The sequence below is a fragment of the Cupriavidus sp. a3 genome, from assembly GCF_051015765.1.
GTDB classification, from domain to species: Bacteria; Pseudomonadota; Gammaproteobacteria; order Burkholderiales; family Burkholderiaceae; genus Cupriavidus; species Cupriavidus oxalaticus_A.
Window position 1 is genome coordinate 960,354 of record NZ_CP170643.1, and the last position, 16,669, is coordinate 977,022.

The 16,669-nt window shown below is 66.7% G+C and carries 18 protein-coding genes, 1 tRNA gene and 1 pseudogene; 11 read left to right on the forward strand and 9 right to left on the reverse strand.

All coding sequences use genetic code 11. The features are described 5' to 3' along the window. The 6 genes and pseudogenes from pal to ACAD63_RS04555 form a co-directional block, all read left to right on the forward strand. Positions 1–507 (forward strand): peptidoglycan-associated lipoprotein Pal, encoded by a 507-nt coding sequence (pal, locus tag ACAD63_RS04530; protein ID WP_135705691.1) that lies wholly within the window; start codon positions 1–3, stop codon positions 505–507. A gap of 18 nt (positions 508–525) precedes the next feature. Further along, complete coding sequence (gene ybgF, locus ACAD63_RS04535) at positions 526–1,284, forward strand: tol-pal system protein YbgF (RefSeq protein ID WP_135705690.1); 759 nt, start codon at positions 526–528, stop codon at positions 1,282–1,284. A gap of 136 nt (positions 1,285–1,420) precedes the next feature. Continuing rightward, positions 1,421–2,104, forward strand: coding sequence for a 7-cyano-7-deazaguanine synthase QueC (gene queC, locus ACAD63_RS04540; RefSeq protein ID WP_434033494.1), 684 nt, complete (start codon positions 1,421–1,423; stop codon positions 2,102–2,104). A gap of 45 nt (positions 2,105–2,149) precedes the next feature. Beyond that, entirely contained in the window at positions 2,150–3,265 is a 1,116-nt protein-coding gene (locus ACAD63_RS04545) for a YeeE/YedE family protein (RefSeq protein ID WP_133092416.1), read from the forward strand. A 58-nt stretch (positions 3,266–3,323) separates the two neighbouring features. After that, a tRNA-Lys gene (locus ACAD63_RS04550) sits at positions 3,324–3,399 on the forward strand. 304 nt (positions 3,400–3,703) lie between these two features. Continuing rightward, a pseudogene (locus ACAD63_RS04555) lies at positions 3,704–5,289 on the forward strand (EAL domain-containing protein); the annotation flags it as partial. Between the two features lie 15 nt (positions 5,290–5,304). On the opposite strand, the gene ACAD63_RS04560 reads toward ACAD63_RS04555, so the two are convergent. From ACAD63_RS04560 to ACAD63_RS04570, 3 genes are all read right to left on the reverse strand, one after another. Then, positions 5,305–5,841, reverse strand: a complete 537-nt coding sequence (locus ACAD63_RS04560; protein ID WP_133092415.1) for a DUF3318 domain-containing protein — start codon at positions 5,839–5,841, stop codon at positions 5,305–5,307. Continuing rightward, complete coding sequence (locus ACAD63_RS04565; RefSeq protein ID WP_133092414.1) at positions 5,838–6,218, reverse strand: phage holin family protein; 381 nt, start codon at positions 6,216–6,218, stop codon at positions 5,838–5,840. Before ACAD63_RS04565 ends, ACAD63_RS04560 begins: the two co-directional genes overlap by 4 nt. Positions 6,219–6,390: 172 nt before the next feature. Next, positions 6,391–6,717, reverse strand: a complete 327-nt coding sequence (locus ACAD63_RS04570; protein WP_010813729.1) for a DUF883 family protein — start codon at positions 6,715–6,717, stop codon at positions 6,391–6,393. 251 nt (positions 6,718–6,968) lie between these two features. On the opposite strand from ACAD63_RS04570, the gene ACAD63_RS04575 reads away from it, so the two are divergent. Further along, complete coding sequence (locus ACAD63_RS04575) at positions 6,969–7,610, forward strand: peroxiredoxin (RefSeq protein ID WP_135705688.1); 642 nt, start codon at positions 6,969–6,971, stop codon at positions 7,608–7,610. A 165-nt stretch (positions 7,611–7,775) separates the two neighbouring features. On the opposite strand, the gene ACAD63_RS04580 is transcribed toward ACAD63_RS04575, so the two are convergent. After that, positions 7,776–8,969, reverse strand: coding sequence for an acyl-CoA dehydrogenase (locus tag ACAD63_RS04580; protein ID WP_063240480.1), 1,194 nt, complete (start codon positions 8,967–8,969; stop codon positions 7,776–7,778). Between the two features lie 222 nt (positions 8,970–9,191). On the opposite strand from ACAD63_RS04580, the gene ACAD63_RS04585 reads away from it, so the two are divergent. Next, entirely contained in the window at positions 9,192–10,001 is an 810-nt protein-coding gene (locus tag ACAD63_RS04585; RefSeq protein WP_135706300.1) for an IclR family transcriptional regulator, read from the forward strand. A gap of 104 nt (positions 10,002–10,105) precedes the next feature. On the opposite strand, the gene kynA is transcribed toward ACAD63_RS04585, so the two are convergent. The 3 genes from kynA to kynB are packed head-to-tail and all read right to left on the reverse strand — an operon-like array spanning position 10,106 to position 12,948. After that, a complete protein-coding gene (gene kynA, locus ACAD63_RS04590; protein WP_135705687.1) occupies positions 10,106–10,990 on the reverse strand; it encodes a tryptophan 2,3-dioxygenase in 885 nt (294 codons plus the stop codon). Between the two features lie 14 nt (positions 10,991–11,004). After that, entirely contained in the window at positions 11,005–12,261 is a 1,257-nt protein-coding gene (gene kynU, locus ACAD63_RS04595) for a kynureninase (protein WP_195427323.1), read from the reverse strand. Positions 12,262–12,297: 36 nt separating this feature from the next. Then, a complete protein-coding gene (kynB, locus tag ACAD63_RS04600) occupies positions 12,298–12,948 on the reverse strand; it encodes an arylformamidase (RefSeq protein ID WP_195427324.1) in 651 nt (216 codons plus the stop codon). 147 nt (positions 12,949–13,095) lie between these two features. On the opposite strand from kynB, the gene ACAD63_RS04605 reads away from it, so the two are divergent. Next, on the forward strand, positions 13,096–13,581 hold the full coding sequence (locus tag ACAD63_RS04605) for an Lrp/AsnC family transcriptional regulator (protein ID WP_434033495.1): 486 nt from the start codon (positions 13,096–13,098) through the stop codon (positions 13,579–13,581). On the opposite strand, the gene ACAD63_RS04610 is transcribed toward ACAD63_RS04605, so the two are convergent. Both ACAD63_RS04610 and ACAD63_RS04615 read right to left on the reverse strand, forming a co-directional pair. Then, entirely contained in the window at positions 13,578–14,015 is a 438-nt protein-coding gene (locus ACAD63_RS04610; protein ID WP_133092407.1) for a MarR family winged helix-turn-helix transcriptional regulator, read from the reverse strand. The two genes, ACAD63_RS04605 and ACAD63_RS04610, sit on opposite strands and share 4 nt — an antisense overlap. A 17-nt stretch (positions 14,016–14,032) precedes the next feature. Continuing rightward, entirely contained in the window at positions 14,033–14,593 is a 561-nt protein-coding gene (locus ACAD63_RS04615) for a flavin reductase family protein (RefSeq protein ID WP_133092406.1), read from the reverse strand. A gap of 154 nt (positions 14,594–14,747) precedes the next feature. Between ACAD63_RS04615 and ACAD63_RS04620 the strand changes: the two genes are divergently transcribed. Beyond that, positions 14,748–15,818, forward strand: a complete 1,071-nt coding sequence (locus ACAD63_RS04620; protein ID WP_434033496.1) for a peptidase M29 — start codon at positions 14,748–14,750, stop codon at positions 15,816–15,818. Further along, positions 15,815–16,639 (forward strand): alpha/beta fold hydrolase, encoded by an 825-nt coding sequence (locus tag ACAD63_RS04625; RefSeq protein WP_195427326.1) that lies wholly within the window; start codon positions 15,815–15,817, stop codon positions 16,637–16,639. Before ACAD63_RS04620 ends, ACAD63_RS04625 begins: the two co-directional genes overlap by 4 nt. Positions 16,640–16,669: the final 30 nt, after the last annotated feature.

The following is a 16,669-nucleotide window of genomic DNA, read 5'->3' on the forward strand; positions in this document are numbered from 1 at the left end:
ATGCCTCAACTGATGACCAAAACCCTTGCCGTCGCTGCACTGCTGGCCCTGGGCGCCTGCAGCTCCGGCGTCAAGCTGGACGACACCGCCAACGGCGCCGGCAAGGCCGGCACGGGGGCGGACCCGCGCGCCGTCACGCCGGTGACCGCCGCCGATCCGCTGAACGACCCGAACAGCCCGCTGGCCAAGCGCAGCGTGTACTTCGACTTCGACAGCTACACGGTCAAGTCCGACTACCAGGGCATGCTGACCGAGCACGCCAAGTACCTGGGCAGCAACAAGGGCCGCAAGATCCTGATCCAGGGCAACACCGACGAGCGTGGCACCAGCGAGTACAACCTGGCGCTGGGCCAGAAGCGCGCGGAAGCCGTGCGCCGTTCGCTGGCCTCGATGGGCGTACCCGACGGCCAGATGGAAGCCGTGAGCCTGGGCAAGGAAAAGCCCAAGGCCACCGGCCACGATGAAGCCTCGTGGGCGGAAAACCGCCGCGCGGACATCAACTACTGATCTGCGGACTGACCCTCCATGAAAGCACGCGTTTCCACCCTGTTGTGGCTTGCCGCCGTCGCCGGCGGCGGCATGCTCCCGCTCGCGCAGGCGCATGCCGGTGTGTTCGACGATGACGAGGCACGCAAGGCGGTCATCGGCCTGCGCGACCAGTTCAACGGTTTCCAGGCGACCGCCACGCAGCGCATCGAGCAGAACAGCCGCACCACGCTCGAGATGCAGAACCAGCTCGAGGGCATGCGCCAGGAAGTGGCGCGGCTGCGCGGCCAGAATGAAGTGCTGCAGAACACGGTGGACACGCTGCAGAAGCAGCAGAAGGACTACTACGCCGACCTCGATGCGCGCCTGAAGAAATTCGAGCCGCAACAGGTCACGGTCGAGGGCCGCGAAGGCGTGTCGCAGCCGGGCGAAAAGCCCGAATACGATGCCGCGCTCAAGCAGTTCCAGGCGGGCGACTTCAAGAGCGCCGGGAATTCGTTCTCGGCGTTCGTGAAGAAGTACCCACAGAGCCCGTACCTGCCGCTGGCGCAGTACTGGCTCGGTAACTCGCTGTATGCGCAGCGCGACTACAAGGGGTCCACCTTCGTGCTGCAGAACATGGTCAACGCCAACCCGACGCACCCCAAGGTGCCGGACGCGATGATCGCCATTGCCAACAACCAGCTCGAGTCCGGCCAGAAGGCGGCCGCGCGCAAGACGCTGGAGCAGGTGGTGGCAAAGTACCCGGGCACCGAAGGCGCGCAGGCGGCGAGCAACCGGCTGAAGACGCTCAAGTAAGCGTCGTCGGCGGCGCGCCGACCGCTGCTGCAAGGCTCGCCAAGGTTCGCTCTGGCGGGCCTTTTTCGTTTGTCGCGCTAGAATATGCGATTCGCCTGAATGTTCTTGCGCGCCGCCCCCGGTGCGCCCCCGCACCATGACCAAACGCGCCATCGTCCTGCTTTCCGGCGGACTCGACTCCGCCACCGTACTTGCCATGGCCCGCGCCCAGGGTTTCGAGACCTATGCGCTGTCGATGCGCTATGGCCAGCGTCATTCTTCCGAGCTGGAGGCCGCGAAGCGCGTGGCCGCGGCGCTGGGCGCTCCCCGCCACGAAATCGTCGACCTCGACCTGCGCCGCTTCGGCGGTTCGGCGCTGACCGACGACGCGCTGGAAGTGCCGACCGACGGCGCCACCGGCGGCATCCCCGTCACCTATGTGCCGGCGCGCAATACCATCATGCTGTCGCTGGCGCTCGGCTGGGCCGAGGCCGTCGGCGGGCGCGACCTGTTCTTCGGCGCCAATGCGGTGGACTACTCCGGCTATCCCGATTGCCGGCCCGAGTACGTCGCCGCCTACGAAACCCTGGCCAACCTTGCCACCAAGGCGGGCGTCGAGGGCGACCGCTTCCGCGTGCACGCACCCATCATCGACATGACCAAGGCCGAGATCATCCGCGCCGGCATCGGCCTGGGCGTCGACTACAGCCTGACGGTGTCGTGCTACCAGGCCGACGACGACGGCCGGGCCTGCGGCGTGTGCGACTCGTGCCGCATTCGCCGCGCCGGCTTCGAGGCCGCCGGCGTGCCCGACCCGACCCGCTACCAGGGCGCCACCTGAACATTCCGACCCGAACGCCGCCAGAAGCCGTCCCCTCCCAACGACATGCCTGAAATCGACCTTGCCGCGCTCTCGCGCACCGTGCTGCTGAGCACGTTCGTCCTGACCTTCCTGTTCGGCGCGGTGCTGCAGCGCACGCACTTCTGCACCATGGGCGCGGTCTCCGACGTGGTCAACATGGGCGACTGGACCCGCGCGCGCATGTGGGGCCTGGCGATCGGCGTGGCCATGATCGGCACCGGCGTGCTGGCCTGGACCGGTGCGGTCGATCCGACCAAGACCATCTACGCCGCCAGCAAGCTGGGCTGGCTGTCGGCGCTGGCCGGCGGGCTGATGTTCGGCTTCGGCATGGTGCTGGCATCGGGCTGCGGCAGCAAGACGCTGGTGCGCATCGGCGCGGGCAACCTGAAGTCGCTGGTGGTGTTCGTGTTCCTTGGGCTGTCGGCGTACATGACGCTGCGCGGCCTGTTCGGCGTGGTGCGCGTCAATACCGTCGACGCGGTGGCGCTCACGCTGCCGACCACGCAGGACCTGCCGTCGGTGCTGGCGCAGGGCACAGGCGTGGCGCGCGGCGCGCTGCAGCTTGGGCTCGGGCTGCTGCTGGGCGGCGTGCTGGTGGTGTGGGCGCTGGCGGGCCGCGGCTTCCGCTCGTTTGACAACCTGCTCGGCGGCATCGGCGTCGGCCTGATCATCGTGGCAATGTGGTACGTGTCCGGCCAACTGGGCTACGTCGCCGAGGATCCGAATACGCTCGAAGAACTGTTTGTGTCGACCAACTCTGGCCGCATGGAAAGCCTGAGCTTCGTCGCGCCTTACGCCTATACGCTCGACTGGCTGATGATGTTCAGCGACAAGAGCAAGGTGCTGACCATCGGCATCGTCAGCGTGTTCGGCGTGATCGCCGGCGCGGCGGTCTATGCACTGGCCACGCGCACGTTCCGCTGGGAAGGCTTCGGCAATGCCGAGGACGTGGCCAACCATATGGTCGGCGGCATTCTGATGGGCGCGGGCGGCGTGACTGCGCTGGGCTGCACGGTGGGGCAGGGGCTGTCGGGGGTGTCGACGCTGGCAATCGGGTCTTTTATCGCGCTGGCCGGGATCCTTCTGGGTGCGGTGCTGGCGTTCCGCTACCAGATGTGGCGGCTGGAACGCATGGTTTGAATCGCGAACGCTTGACAGTTTGTAATCTGCCTCACTATAATCGCGGTTCTGTTTTTTCGGGTCGTTAGCTCAGTCGGTAGAGCAGCGGACTTTTAATCCGTTGGTCGCGTGTTCGAGTCACGCACGACCCACCAGCATTCGATGACCACAAAGGCCTGCGCATTGCGTAGGCCTTTGTCGTTTTCGGGGCGCAAAACGCATCCTCCAGCTCGCCATGCCGCCGCAGCCGTCGGTGCGCAGAGCCCAGCGCAAAAACCCGGCGACACCATTGGTTTAACCAAATCGAGTTAGAGACTTGTTGTCTTATCCACACGACAATGAGCGGCGGGGACACAGGATGAACCAAGCCGGGCCAGCACCCGGCAGGATTCGATATGCGGCAAGCGGGTGAGTCGTTACCGGCCAGCGCACACGTGCTGCGCATCATCTGGCCGTTCGCATCTGCTGCGCTATGGCGAGGACCGCAACCCCGAAGATTTCGCTTTCTATCTCGCTGCCATTGCCATCCCGCTGGGGGACCAGCGCGCCCGGCTGGAACTCGACCGCGGCAAGCCGGACCTCGAGCGCGTGCGCGAAGGACTGCTCGCCGGCGGCAACCACCCGGACGATATCCCGCGGATGGTCCGGCTGTACCGCAATTTCCGCCATATCCACGAGGTTGATGCCGCGATTCGCGTGTGGGCCGCCGGCGACGAGGAGATCGCCGCGTTGCACGAGCAGGCGCTGGCACTGCGCCGGCTGGTCGAACGGCCGGGCTGCGACGACGATTGCGTGGCGCCCGTGCTGCGCCGGATCGCCCAGATCGATTCGCGGCTGACCCCGCTGGAACGGGCCTTTTCGGAACACCTTGGGCAGGCGTCGCGCCGGGTGACGCGGCTGCTGACCACCGGCAGCGCGGTGGTGGCGACCTTGCTGCTGATGTCGGCGATCCTGCGGTCGCACGGGCCGCTGCGGCGCGAGCGGCGGCTGCGCGAGGCGCTGTCCCAGCGCGAGGAGCAGCTGCAACTGGCGGTGGAGGGCAGCAACGACGGCCTGTGGGACTGGCATCTCGGCAGCGGCGAGCTGTATTTTTCCGCGCGATGCGCGCAGATGCTGGGCTACGGCGCCAGCGAGCTGCCGCATGCGCGCGAGACCGTGCTCGGCCTGCTGCATCCGTCGGACCTGGAAGCCTTCGAAGCCAAGCTTGCGCGGCACCTGCGCAGCGGCGAGCCGTATGACGCCGAGTTCCGGCTGCGCAAGCGCGACGGCGACTACCTGTGGGTGCGCGCACGCGGCCGGCTGGTGCGCCCCGCCGCGCGGCGGCGCGCGCGCATGGCGGGCTCGCTGACGGATATCTCGGACAACAAGCGCTACGAGGCGCAGTTGTTTGCGGAAAAGGAGCCGGCCCAGGTCGCGCTGCAGGCAATCGGCGACGCGGTGGTGACCACCGACGTATGGGGCCGCGTGCAGTCGCGCATGCGCAAGGCGTCTCCCATACGCTGATGTACCTGGACCTCGACCAGTTCAAGGTGGTCAACGACACCTGCGGCCACGCGGCCGGCGACGAGCTGATCCGCCAGATGGCCGAGGTCATGGGCAGCCAGCTGCGCCGCAGCGATACGCTGGCCATCTGCTTCGAGATCACGGAAACGGCGGCGATCGCCAACCTCGCGCAGGCGGGATCATTCATCCAGCAGTTGCAGCAGCTCGGCTGCAGTTTCGCATTGGACGATTTCGGCGCAGGCATGTCGTCGTTCGCGTACCTCAAACACTTGCCGGCGGCGTACCTGAAGATCGACGGCAGCTTCGTGCGCGAGATGCTGGCCGACCCGGTCAACCTGGTGATGGTGGAGGTGATCCAGCGCATCGGCCATGCCATGGGCAAGAAGACCATCGCCGAATTCGTCGAGAGCGAGGCCATGCTGGGACGGTTGCGCGAGCTCGGCGTCGACCTGGTGCAGGGATTCCATATCGGCCCGCCGCAGCCGTTCGCCCCATCCGGCCTGGCCGCGATGGAGCCGTCCGCGGCGGCGCGGATGGCCTGAGCGCAAACGCGAGGTTCAGGGAACGAGCGGGTCGCGGAAGCCGGTGTCGGTGGGAGGCGCGCCCGGCGTGGCGGCCGCGCCGGTGTCCGGCACGGAGGCAGGTGCGGGGGTAGGTGCGGTGGCAGGAGGGATGGCCTGCTGCTTGGCCTCACGCCAGGTGTTGTAGGCCCAGTACGCCGCGCCGGCCGCCAGGCCGACCTTGGACAGCTTCCAGGTCCAGCGCAGCACCGGCGTGCGCCGCAGCAGCGGCAGCGCCAGCGTGACGGCGGTGCTCAGAAGCGGATATTCCTTGGTGATGCCCGCCACCTTCATCCACGAGCCGGGCCGCGCGATACGCGGCAGCCAGCTGGCAATGCTGCCCAGCCGGCGCGCGCCGCCGCGTACCTGGTGCAGTGCCTGCAAGCAGTCGTGGCGTTCCAGCGCCGCGCGCGTGAGCAGCAACTCCTTGCGCACGTCGAGCGGCAAACGGACTTCCTGCGTGAAGCGGACGGGCCGCGCGTGCTCGCGGCGGTTGCGCTCGGTCGCGCCTTCGTCGGGTTCCAGGGTGGTCATCGGCGCAGGATCTCCCGGTCTTTGTCGATTTCGGCGAGCGTGGCCTCGAACATCGGCGGGGCGTTGCGCACCAGGTTGCGCGCGTACGCCAGGCAGCCGGCGCACAGCAGCAGGTAGACGACCACCAGCACGCCCAGCGCCTGCCAGCCGTAGCTGTTCCAGAACAGGATGGCGACGAGCGCGGTAAAGGTGACCAGCGCGATGCCGAAGAACACCAGCCCGAAGCAGGCCAGCAGTGCGACCTTCATCAGGCGCGTGCGTTCCTCGGCGAATTCGACGCTGGCAAGCTCCAGGCGGGTCTGGACCATCGCAACCACCGAGTTGAGGAGATTGCGCACGGATTCCAGCAGTTTGGGAGAGGGGGTGGGTTCGCTCATGGATTCGCTCGGCGGCTCCGGCGTGAAAGCGGCACGCCGGCCTGGCCGGGCGTGCCTTTCTGCGGACGGGGCCGGGCGCCGCTGTGCGGGCCCCCGGGCCACTGGCAACCCGTGCCTCGCGCGGGTTGCCGCTCTGGTGCGGCGCCTGGGGCCGCACCGGGACTTCAGCCGCTTACTTGCGGTTCAGCAGCAGACCGATCAGCAAGCCCACGCCGGCCGCCACGCCCACGGCGCGCCACGGGTGGTCGTGCACGTAGTCGTCGGTGGCGCGAGCGGCTGCCTTGCTCTTGGTCACGACGGCATCCTGCAGGTCCTGGGCCTTTTCTTTGGCTTGCTTGAGCAGACCCATGCCGCGCTCGCGCAGTTCGGCGGCTTTTTCGCCGGTGGTCGAAGCGGCTTGCTTCAGCAGCTCCTCGGCGTCGGACAGTACGGTCTTGACATCGCTCATCAGTTTCTCCTGTTTGCGGGCGGTTGGTTCGGTTTGTGCGGATTCTGACATTTTCTACGCTCCGAGGCTAACGGCATTGTCTGTCTGATACTTAGCATATGTGGCGGGCGGCGGTGGTTTCAAGGCCACGTGCCTCGACGCCGGTATCGGCGGGGCCATTGCCAGCATGCCCGAAAGCGCGCGAAAAGACTGTCAGAAAATGTCTATATGACTACGAGTGATTTTGTAGTGACTTTATATTCGTTTGGGTTGGATATCAATCGGGATACTCTGGTTCCACTTCGAAATCAGGAGATCTGAACATGGCATTGCGTCTCGGCGATATCGCCCCGGACTTCGAGCAGGATTCGAGCGAAGGCCGCATCCGCTTCCATGAGTGGCTCGGTGATGGCTGGGGCGTGCTGTTCTCGCACCCGGCCGACTACACGCCGGTGTGCACCACCGAACTGGGCCTGACGGCAAAGCTGAAGGACGAATTCGCGCGCCGCGGCGTCAAGGCGATCGCGCTGTCGGTCGATGGCGTGGAATCGCACCGCGGCTGGATCCGCGACATCAACGAGACCCAGTCGACCACGGTCAATTTCCCGATCCTGGCCGACGGCGACCGCAAGGTTTCGCAGCTGTACGACATGATCCATCCGAACGCCAATGAGACCCTGACGGTGCGTTCGCTGTTCATCATCGATCCGAAGAAGAAGGTGCGCCTGATCATCACCTACCCGGCCAGCACGGGGCGCAACTTCAACGAGATCCTGCGCGTCATCGATTCGCTGCAGCTGACCGACAACCATAGCGTGGCCACGCCCGGCAACTGGCAGGACGGCGACGATGTGGTGATCGTGCCCTCGCTGAAGGACGAGGCCGTGATCCGCGAGAAATTCCCGAAGGGCTATACGGCCGTGCGGCCATACCTGCGGCTGACGCCGCAACCCGGCAAGGCATGACGATCCAATGAACGCGGCCCCGCATGTTGCGGGGCCGGCGTCCAGGACAGGTGTTTTATCGACGGGGGCAGCCTCGTCGTCTCCTTGGTAGTGTGCTTGGCCCGGCTTTGCAGCCGGGCCTTTTTCATTCCGGGAGATCCTGTCCGTAAGGGCCTGGTTCCGGCTTCAGAAGAACGCCTGGAGGCCGGTCTGGGCGCGGCCCAGGATCAGCGCGTGGATGTCGTGCGTGCCTTCATAGGTGTTGACCACTTCCAGGTTCACCACGTGGCGGATCACGCCGAACTCGTCCGAGATGCCGTTGCCGCCCAGCATGTCGCGCGCCACGCGGGCGATGTCCAGCGACTTGCCGCACGAGTTGCGCTTCATGATCGAGGTGATTTCCACCGCGGCGGTGCCTTCGTCCTTCATGCGGCCCAGGCGCAGGCAGCCTTGCAGGCCCAGCGTGATCTCGGTCTGCATGTCGGCCAGCTTCTTCTGGACCAGTTGCGTCTGGGCCAGCGGACGGCCGAACTGCTTGCGGTCCAGCGTGTACTGGCGGGCGGTATGCCAGCAGAATTCGGCGGCGCCCAGCGCGCCCCAGGCGATGCCGTAGCGGGCCGAGTTCAGGCAGGTGAACGGACCCTTCAGGCCCTTTACGCCCGGCATGATGTTCTCTTCCGGCACGAACACCTGGTCCAGCACGATTTCGCCGGTGATCGAGGTGCGCAGGCCGACCTTGCCATGGATGGCCGGTGCCGACAGGCCCTTCCAGCCCTTCTCCAGGATAAAGCCGCGGATGTCTTCCTTGCCGTCTTCGCCTTGCAGCTTGGCCCAGACCACAAATACGTCGGCGATCGGCGAGTTGGTGATCCACATCTTGGCGCCGGTCAGCTCATAGCCGCCGTCGACCTTCTTGGCGCGGGTGACCATCGAGCCCGGGTCGGAGCCGTGGTTCGGCTCGGTCAGGCCAAAGCAGCCGATCCACTCGCCGGTGGCCAGCTTGGGCAGGTACTTCTGCTTCTGCGCTTCGGTGCCGAATTCATAGATCGGCACCATCACCAGCGACGACTGCACGCTCATCATCGAGCGGTAGCCCGAATCGACGCGCTCGACTTCACGGGCGATCAGGCCGTAGCTGACGTAGTTCAGGCCGGGGCCACCGTATTGCTCGGGGATGGTCGGGCCGAGCAGGCCCAGTTCGCCCATCTCGCGGAAGATCTCGACGTCGGTCTTCTCGTTGCGGAACGACTGCAGCACGCGCGGCATCAGCTTGTCCTGGCAGTACGCCGCGGAGGCGTCACGCACGGCGCGTTCGTCGGCGGTCAGTTGCTGGTCGAGCAGCAGGGGATCGGCCCAGTGGAATTCGGCGTTGGCAGCCATGCAGGTCTCCTTCGGTGGCGCGGTGGAAGCGGGGCGACTGGCGCGGTGCTTCCGGAGTATCGGGTTCGGTGGTTCGTGCGGAGGATTTTTGGTTCCGCATTGCGGAACTGTGTTCCGTTGAATTAGTATATCGCAATGGGTTTGCCGTGCAACCGGCAAAACCCCAAGCCACCGATCCCTTGTGCGATGAGCGGACAACCGCCGAACAGAGAGGAGCACATCTTGAACAGTCCGTCACTTCCGAGCGACGCACCGACGCCGGACACGCCGGTGCGTGAGAGCGATCCCAATTTCGTCACCGCGTTGGCGCGCGGGCTGGAGCTGCTGCGCTGCTTCCGTACTGGCGAAGCGATGCTTGGCAACCAGGATTTCGTACGCCGCACCGGGTTTCCCAAGGCCACGGTCAGCCGCCTGGCCGGCACCCTGGTGCAGTTGGGTTACCTGCGCTATGACGACAGCCTGGGCAAGTACGCGCTCGATGCCGGGGTGCTGGCGCTGGGGTACGCGTACTTGTCGGCATCAGACGTGGTGGCGCTGGCGCGGCCGCATATGCTGGCGTTCGCGCAGTCGTACGGCGTGTCGGTGTCGCTCGGAAAGCGTGAGCGGATGGAGGTGATCTACCTCGAGTCGATCCGTAACGACGCCGGCGTGATGCTGGGGCTTGGGGTGGGGTCACGGCTGTCGCTGGTGTCCAGTTCGATGGGACGGGCATATCTGGCGGCGCTGCCTGCGGCGCGGCGGGATCGGGTGCTGGCTGAGTTCAGCCAGGCGTTTCCAGAGCAGTGGAAGCAGCAGGAGGCGGCGACGCGGGTGGCGTTGGCTGATGCGCAGCAGCGCGGGTATGCGTCGTCATTCCGGGATTGGCATCCGGCGATTCATGCCTGCGCGGTGGCGTTTCGGCCCGTTGGGGAGAAGGATCTGCACATGCTGAGTTGCAGCGCTTCTTATGGGGCCGTGGAGGAAGAGGTTTTCCACCGGACGCTGGCGCCGGCGCTGGTGGCGCTGGCTGGGAGGTTGTCAGATGGGGTTTGAGGGCGGTCGAACGACTGGCTCTACTTCATGGTGGCGCCGGCCCTCACCCTCGGCCCCCCTCCCGAAAGCGGGAGAGGGGAGCAAACAGGCGAGCAGGGAGGGGTTCAAAGATCCGTCCTCAACCTCCACAGTTCCGGAAACAACACCACATCCAGCATCTTCCGCAAATAGCTGACGCCCTCGGTGCCGCCCGTGCCACGCTTGAACCCGATCACGCGTTCAACCGTCGTCACATGCCGGAACCGCCATTGCCGGAACGAATCCTCGAGGTCGACGAACTTCTCGCCAAGTTCGTATAGCTCCCAATGCGCGGAGGGATTGCGATAAACCTCAAGCCAGGCCGCCTCGACCGAAGCGTTGTAGCCAGCGGGCTGCGTCCAGTCGCGCTCGACGCATTCCGCATCGATCGCAAACCCGCGCCGCGCCATCAGGCGGATGGCTTCGTCATAAAGAGAGGGCGTCTTCAACGCGGCCTCAACCAGCGCCAGATGCTCGGCCCGATGCGCATGCGGCTTCAGCATGGCCGCATTCTTGTTGCCGAGGATGAATTCGATTTCCCGATACTGGTACGACTGGAATCCGGAGGACATCCCCAGGTAAGGCCGCATCGCCGAATACTCCGGCGGCGTCATCGTCGCCAGCACGTTCCAAGCCTGCACCAGCTGGTCCATGATGCGCGACACGCGCGTCAGCATCTTGAATGCCGGCGGCAGGCTGTCGGCCTTGACCGATTCCCGCGCCGCGCGCAGCTCATGCAGCATCAGCTTCATCCACAGCTCGGTGGTCTGGTGCTGCACGATAAACAGCATTTCGTTGTGGTCCGGCGACAGCGGGTGCTGCGCGCTCAGGATCTGGTCCAGGCCCAGATAATCGCCATAGCTCATGTCCTTGGCGAAATCCATCTGCGCGCCATGCCAGCCGTCGCGCTGCGATGCCGTTTGCGATGCGCTCGCCGCGCCCGAGAACGGGCATCCCTTGATTTCACTCATGATGTAACTCCCGATCAGGTCACCTGGCCGCGCACCTGAAAGCGCGCATCGCGATACGTGCCGCTATCCAGCACATCGCGCAGGATTTCCACTGCATCCCAGACTTCGGTGAAGCTGGTGTACAGCGGCGTAAAGCCGAAGCGGGCGATGCGCGGCTCTCGGTAGTCGCCGATGACGCCGCGCTCGATGAGCGCCTGGACCACGGCATAGCCTTCCGGATGTTCCCAGCTCACCTGGCTGCCGCGGCGCGCATGCTCGCGCGGCGTGACCAGCGTCAGCGGATGCTGGCCGCAGCGTGCTTCCACGAGCTCGATAAAGAGATCGGTCAGGAGCAGCGACTTGGCGCGCAGCACTTGCATGCTGGTCTGGGCATAGATGTCCAGCCCGCACTCGACCATCGCCAGGGACGTGACCGGCTGCGTGCCGCACAGGAAACGGCGCACGCCGTCCACCGGGCGATATTGCGGTTCCATCGCGAACGGCGCGGCATGGCCCCACCAGCCCGACAGCGGTTGCCAGAACGCATCGCGCAGCGCCGGCGCGACCCACACGAACGCGGGCGAGCCCGGGCCGCCGTTCAGGTACTTGTAGGTGCAGCCGATGGCGTAGTCGGCGCCGGACGCCTTCAGGTTGACCGGCACGGCGCCGGCGGAGTGGCACAGGTCCCAGACGGTCAGCGCGCCGCGGGCATGGGCCAGTTCGGTCAGCGCGGCCATGTCGAGCATCTCGCCGCTCTTGTAGTTGACGTGCGTCAGCATCAGTACCGCGGTGTCGGCGCCGACGGCGGCGTCGATCTCGGCCGGCGAGTCGACCAGGCGCAGCGAGTAACCCTGCTGGAGCAGGTCGGCCAGGCCCTGGGCGATATAGAGGTCGGTCGGGAAGTTGCTGGATTCCGAGACGATCACCTTGCGCGCCGGATCGCGCGTCTGCTGCACGCGCAGCGCGGCGGCCAGCACCTTGAACAGGTTGATCGAGGTAGTGTCGGTCACCACCACTTCGTCCTCGCCGGCGCCGACCAGCGGGGCGAGCTTGTTGCCCAGCCGCTGCGGCAGTTCGAACCAGCCGGCGGTGTTCCAGCTGCGGATCAGGCCATCGCCCCATTCCTCGGCCACCACCTGGGCGGCGCGCGCGGCGGCGGCGCGCGGGCGGGCACCGAGCGAGTTGCCGTCGAGGTAGATCACGCCCTCGGGCAGGGCGAACTGGTCGCGCAAGGGGCGCAGCGGGTCTTGCTGGTCGAGCCGTAGACAGTGCTCGCGGTCAATGGTCGTCATGTCTTGATGGTGGGTATGCGTGAAGTTTTGATGTGTTCAATCCAGGCTGCGCAGCACGGCGCGCACCGGGCTGGCATCGAGCCCGGCAAAGCGCAGCGGCAGCGCGATCAGTTCGTAGTCGCCTTCGTCGACGTCATCCAGCACGATGCCTTCCAGGATTGCCAGTCCATGCCGGCGCACGGCGTTGTGCGCGTCCATGGTCTTGGATTCCTGCGGGTCGAGCGAAGGCGTGTCGATGCCGACCAGCTGCACGCCATGCGATGCGAGCAGCGCGATGGTCTCGGCGGCGACAGCGCAGAAAGCGGGGTCCCATTGCGCCAGTGGCGCCTGCCGGTAGGTGCGCAGCAGCACGCGCGGCGGCAGGTCCCGCAGCGCGTGCTCGACATGGCGCGGTTCCACCACCGGCGATGCGCCGATGCAGTGGATCACCCGGCAGGTGCCGAGGTACGGCGTCAGCGGCACGTCGCCGATCGGCGCGCCGTCGGCCGCATAGTGCAGCGGCGCGTCGGCGTGGGCCCCGGTGTGTGGCGACAGCGTGATGCGGCCGACATTCACCGGGCAGTGTTCGTCCATCTGCCACGCGGGCGCTTGCTGGAACGGTGTGTCGCCGGGCCACACCGGGGTGGCCGGGGACAGCGGCGGGCTGATGTCCCACAGCCGGCGTGGGTCTTGTCTGGGGGCGGTCATGGAATGGGGCGGCGATGCCGTCTTTGTCTGCCTCGATGTCGGCATATTAGACAAATTCCCCGGGAAGAGGCTTGCGAAATGAGCGGTCCGGCACGTCATCTTTCGCATAAAATTCGAATATCTACATATTCATCGCAGGAAATTCGAATGACCCTCGATCCCATCGATCTGCGCATTCTCGCGTACCTGCAGGAGAACGGCCGCATCAGCAACCAGGACCTGGCCGACCGGGTGGCGCTGTCGCCTTCGGCATGCCTGCGCCGCGTACGGTTGCTGGAAGAGTCAGGAGTGATCGGCGGCTACCGCGCCTGGTTCGATGCCGAGCAGCTCGGGCTGGAGCTGGAGGCCATCGTGCAGGTGTCGATGCGCCATGACGTGGAGGGCTGGCACGACACCTTTATCGCCGCGGTCCAGTCCTGGCCCGAAGTGCTGTCGGCGTACATCATCACCGGCGACAGCAACTACATCCTGCGCGTGCAGGCGCGCAACCTGAAGCACTACTCGGATTTCATCGTGAACCGGCTGTACCGCACCAAGGGCGTGATGGATATCCGCTCGAACATCGTGCTGCAGCGGATCAAGACCGACAGCTCGCCGCTGGCGATCCTGAAGGCGGCAGGGGAAGACGCCTAGCGCTGCGTGTGCAGCGCGATCAGCTGGCGCAGCGTTTCCTTGAGCTGCGCCCCTTGCTCGGGGCCGAAATCGTTCAGCACCGCGTGCTCATGCTGGGCGGCGCGTTCCAGCAGCGGCCTGGCCAGCGCCAGCCCGCGCGGCGTGATCGAGATCAGCGCATGGCGGCGGTCGGTGGTGCCGGCGGTGCGCTTGACCAGCCCCTCGGCGGCCATGCGGTCGACCAGCTTGGTCAGCGTGGGCTGCTTGGTCAGCGTGATTTCGGCCAGCGCGCCGATGGTGCAGTCGGCGCGGTCGGCCAGCGTCGCCAGCACGCGCCATTCCGGCACAGACAGGCCGCGGGCTTCGACCTCGCGGTGGAATTCGCCGGAAATCAGATGGCTGGCGCGGGCCAGCAGGTAGGCCAGGTAGCCGTCGACGAAAGGCTGGTCCGCCATGATGGAGCCGCAGGCGCTCAGGGTTCGAGCGGACTGGTGGTGGAGAACTGGCCGCCCTGGAACACCAGCGGGCCATCGGGGCCTTCGAGCACGCCGCAGCGCTCGACCTCGCCGACGAAGATCACATGGTCGCCCTCGTCGTAGCGGCTGCGGTTATGGCATTCGAACCACGCCAGCGCATTGGCCAGGATCGGCAGGCCGGTGGCCGACAGCCGGTAGTCGACGCCCGCGAAACGGTCGCCCTTCAGCGTGGCGAAGCGCTGGCACAAGTCCAGTTGCGACGCTGACAGCACATTGATGATGTAGTGGGTGCCGTCGCGGAACATCGGCAGGCTGTTGGCGCGCGTGGCCATGCTCCACAGCACCAGCGGCGGATCCAGCGACACCGAGTTGAACGAACTGGCGGTGATGCCGATGAACGGCGGCGCGCCGGCCGCGACCGATTCGGCGCTGGCGCGGGTGGTGATCACCGTCACGCCGGTCGCGAACTGCGACAGCGTGCGGCGGAAATGCTGCGCATCGAAGTCCGGTGCGGCGGCGACGTTGGCGATCCGTGGCTGGGCCTCAGGCATGCCCATTGGGGCTCCACTGGAGTTCATGAAATTTCATATATATTATTCGCGCCAGGGACTTCAACCAAGTCCGCCGACACGCCGCCCTGCAGCGGGTGCCGGCCAGGATACAAAAAACAGCGCGGCGCATGCCGCCAAGAAAACACGCAGGAGACAAGACATGCTCATCGAGCAGATCGAACACCGATGGCTGGCGGCATTCCGGCGCACCCTGGAACTCTGTGCCCTGCAGGGCGCGGAAGTTGTTGGAATTGTAACGGAGTCGCAATCCCGCCCTGTCAACGTGGCCTTGGCCGAGCTGGCGGTGCAGTCGCTGGGCGCCACGCCCGTCCGGATCCAGGTGCCGACACCGGCGCTCAGTGCGCCGGCGCCGGTACGCTCGACCGGCGCCAGCGATGCCCTGCAACACCTCGCCCCGGTCGTGGCCGCACTGTCCCGCTGCCACCTGGTGCTCGACTGCACCGTCGAAGGCCTGTTGCATGCCCCCGAGTTGCCGCTGATCCTGCGCGGCGCCGACGGCGTGGTGCCGCGCATGCTGATGGTCAGCAACGAACATCCCGAGATCCTGGAGCGCTGCCAGCCTGACCCGGCGCTGGAAGGCACGGTGCGCGCCGCGATGAAGCGCCTGCGCGGCGCGAAAGAAATGCGCGTGCATTCGGCCGCCGGCACCGAGCTGCGCATCGGCCTGGCCGACGCTCGCGTGGGCGGCGTCTGGGGCTTTTGCAACAAGCCGGGGCAGGTCTCGCACTGGCCGGGCGGCCTGTGCCTGGCGTTTCCGGCCAGCCGCCAGGTCAACGGCACGCTGGTGCTGGCGCCGGGCGATGTCAACCTGACCTTCAAGACCTACCTGCGCGACACCGTGGTCTGCCATATCGAGGACGACTACATCGTCGCCGTCGAAGGGCAGGGCGTCGACGCCGACATGATGCGCGGCTATTACCAGGCATGGGCCGACCGCGAAGGCACGCGCGACGCGTACGCGGTCTCGCACGTCGGCTGGGGCCTGAACCGGACGGCGCGCTGGGATGCGCTGGCCTTCTACGACAAGCGCGACTGTAACGGCACCGAACTGCGCGCGTTCGGCGGCAACTTCCTGTTCTCCACGGGCGCCAACGAGGTGGCGGGCCGCCATACGCTGGGCCATTTCGACCTGCCGCTGTGCAACTGCACGGTCTCGCTCGACGGCCGCAATGAGGTGGAGGCAGGCCAGCTAGTGGAGGTGCAGGCATGAGCGCTCCCAACCTCCGCAGGCACGCCAACGGCATCGCCACGCTGGAATGGGGTGACGGCGAGGGCCCGGTCGCTGTCGTGATGCTGCACGGGATCGGCGGCGGCAAGGCCGCGTGGCCGGCGCAGGGCGAGGCGCTGGCGCAGGCGGGCTACCGCGCGCTGGCGTGGGACATGCCCGGCTATGGCGACAGCGCCATGATCGACCCCTACGATTTCGACGGCCTGGCCGGCGCGCTGGCGCCGCTGCTGCAGGCCGAGCGCGATGCCGGCCGGCGCGTGGTGCTGCTCGGCCACAGCATGGGCGGCATGGTGGCGCAGCAGGCGTATGCCGCCACGCCGGCGCTGGTCGACGGCATGGTGCTGTCCGGCACCTCGCCCGCATTCGGCAAGGGCGACGGGCCGTGGCAGCGCGAGTTCATCGCCGCGCGCACCGCGCCGCTGGACGCCGGCAAGAGCATGGCCGAGATGGCGGCGGGGCTGGTGCGCACGATGGTGGCGCCGGACGCCGACGCGCCCGCGGTGGCCTTCGCCACGAGCGTGATGGCCGCCGTGCCCGCACCCGCCTACCGCGCCGCGCTGGGCGCGCTGGTGCGCTTCAACCAGCGCGACGCGCTGCCGCACATCGCCGTGCCGGTGCTGGCGCTGGCCGGCCAGCACGACACCAATGCCTCGCCCGAGGTGATGCAGCGCATGGCGCAGCGCATCCCCGGTGCCGAGTACCTCTGCCTGCCCGATGTCGGCCACCTGGCCTGCATGGAGCGGCCGGCGGCCTTCAACGCGCCCGTACTCGCTTTCCTCCAGCGGCATTTCCCGGTGCGCTGAAACGCGCGCCGGTCCCGAAGTCCCTGAAAA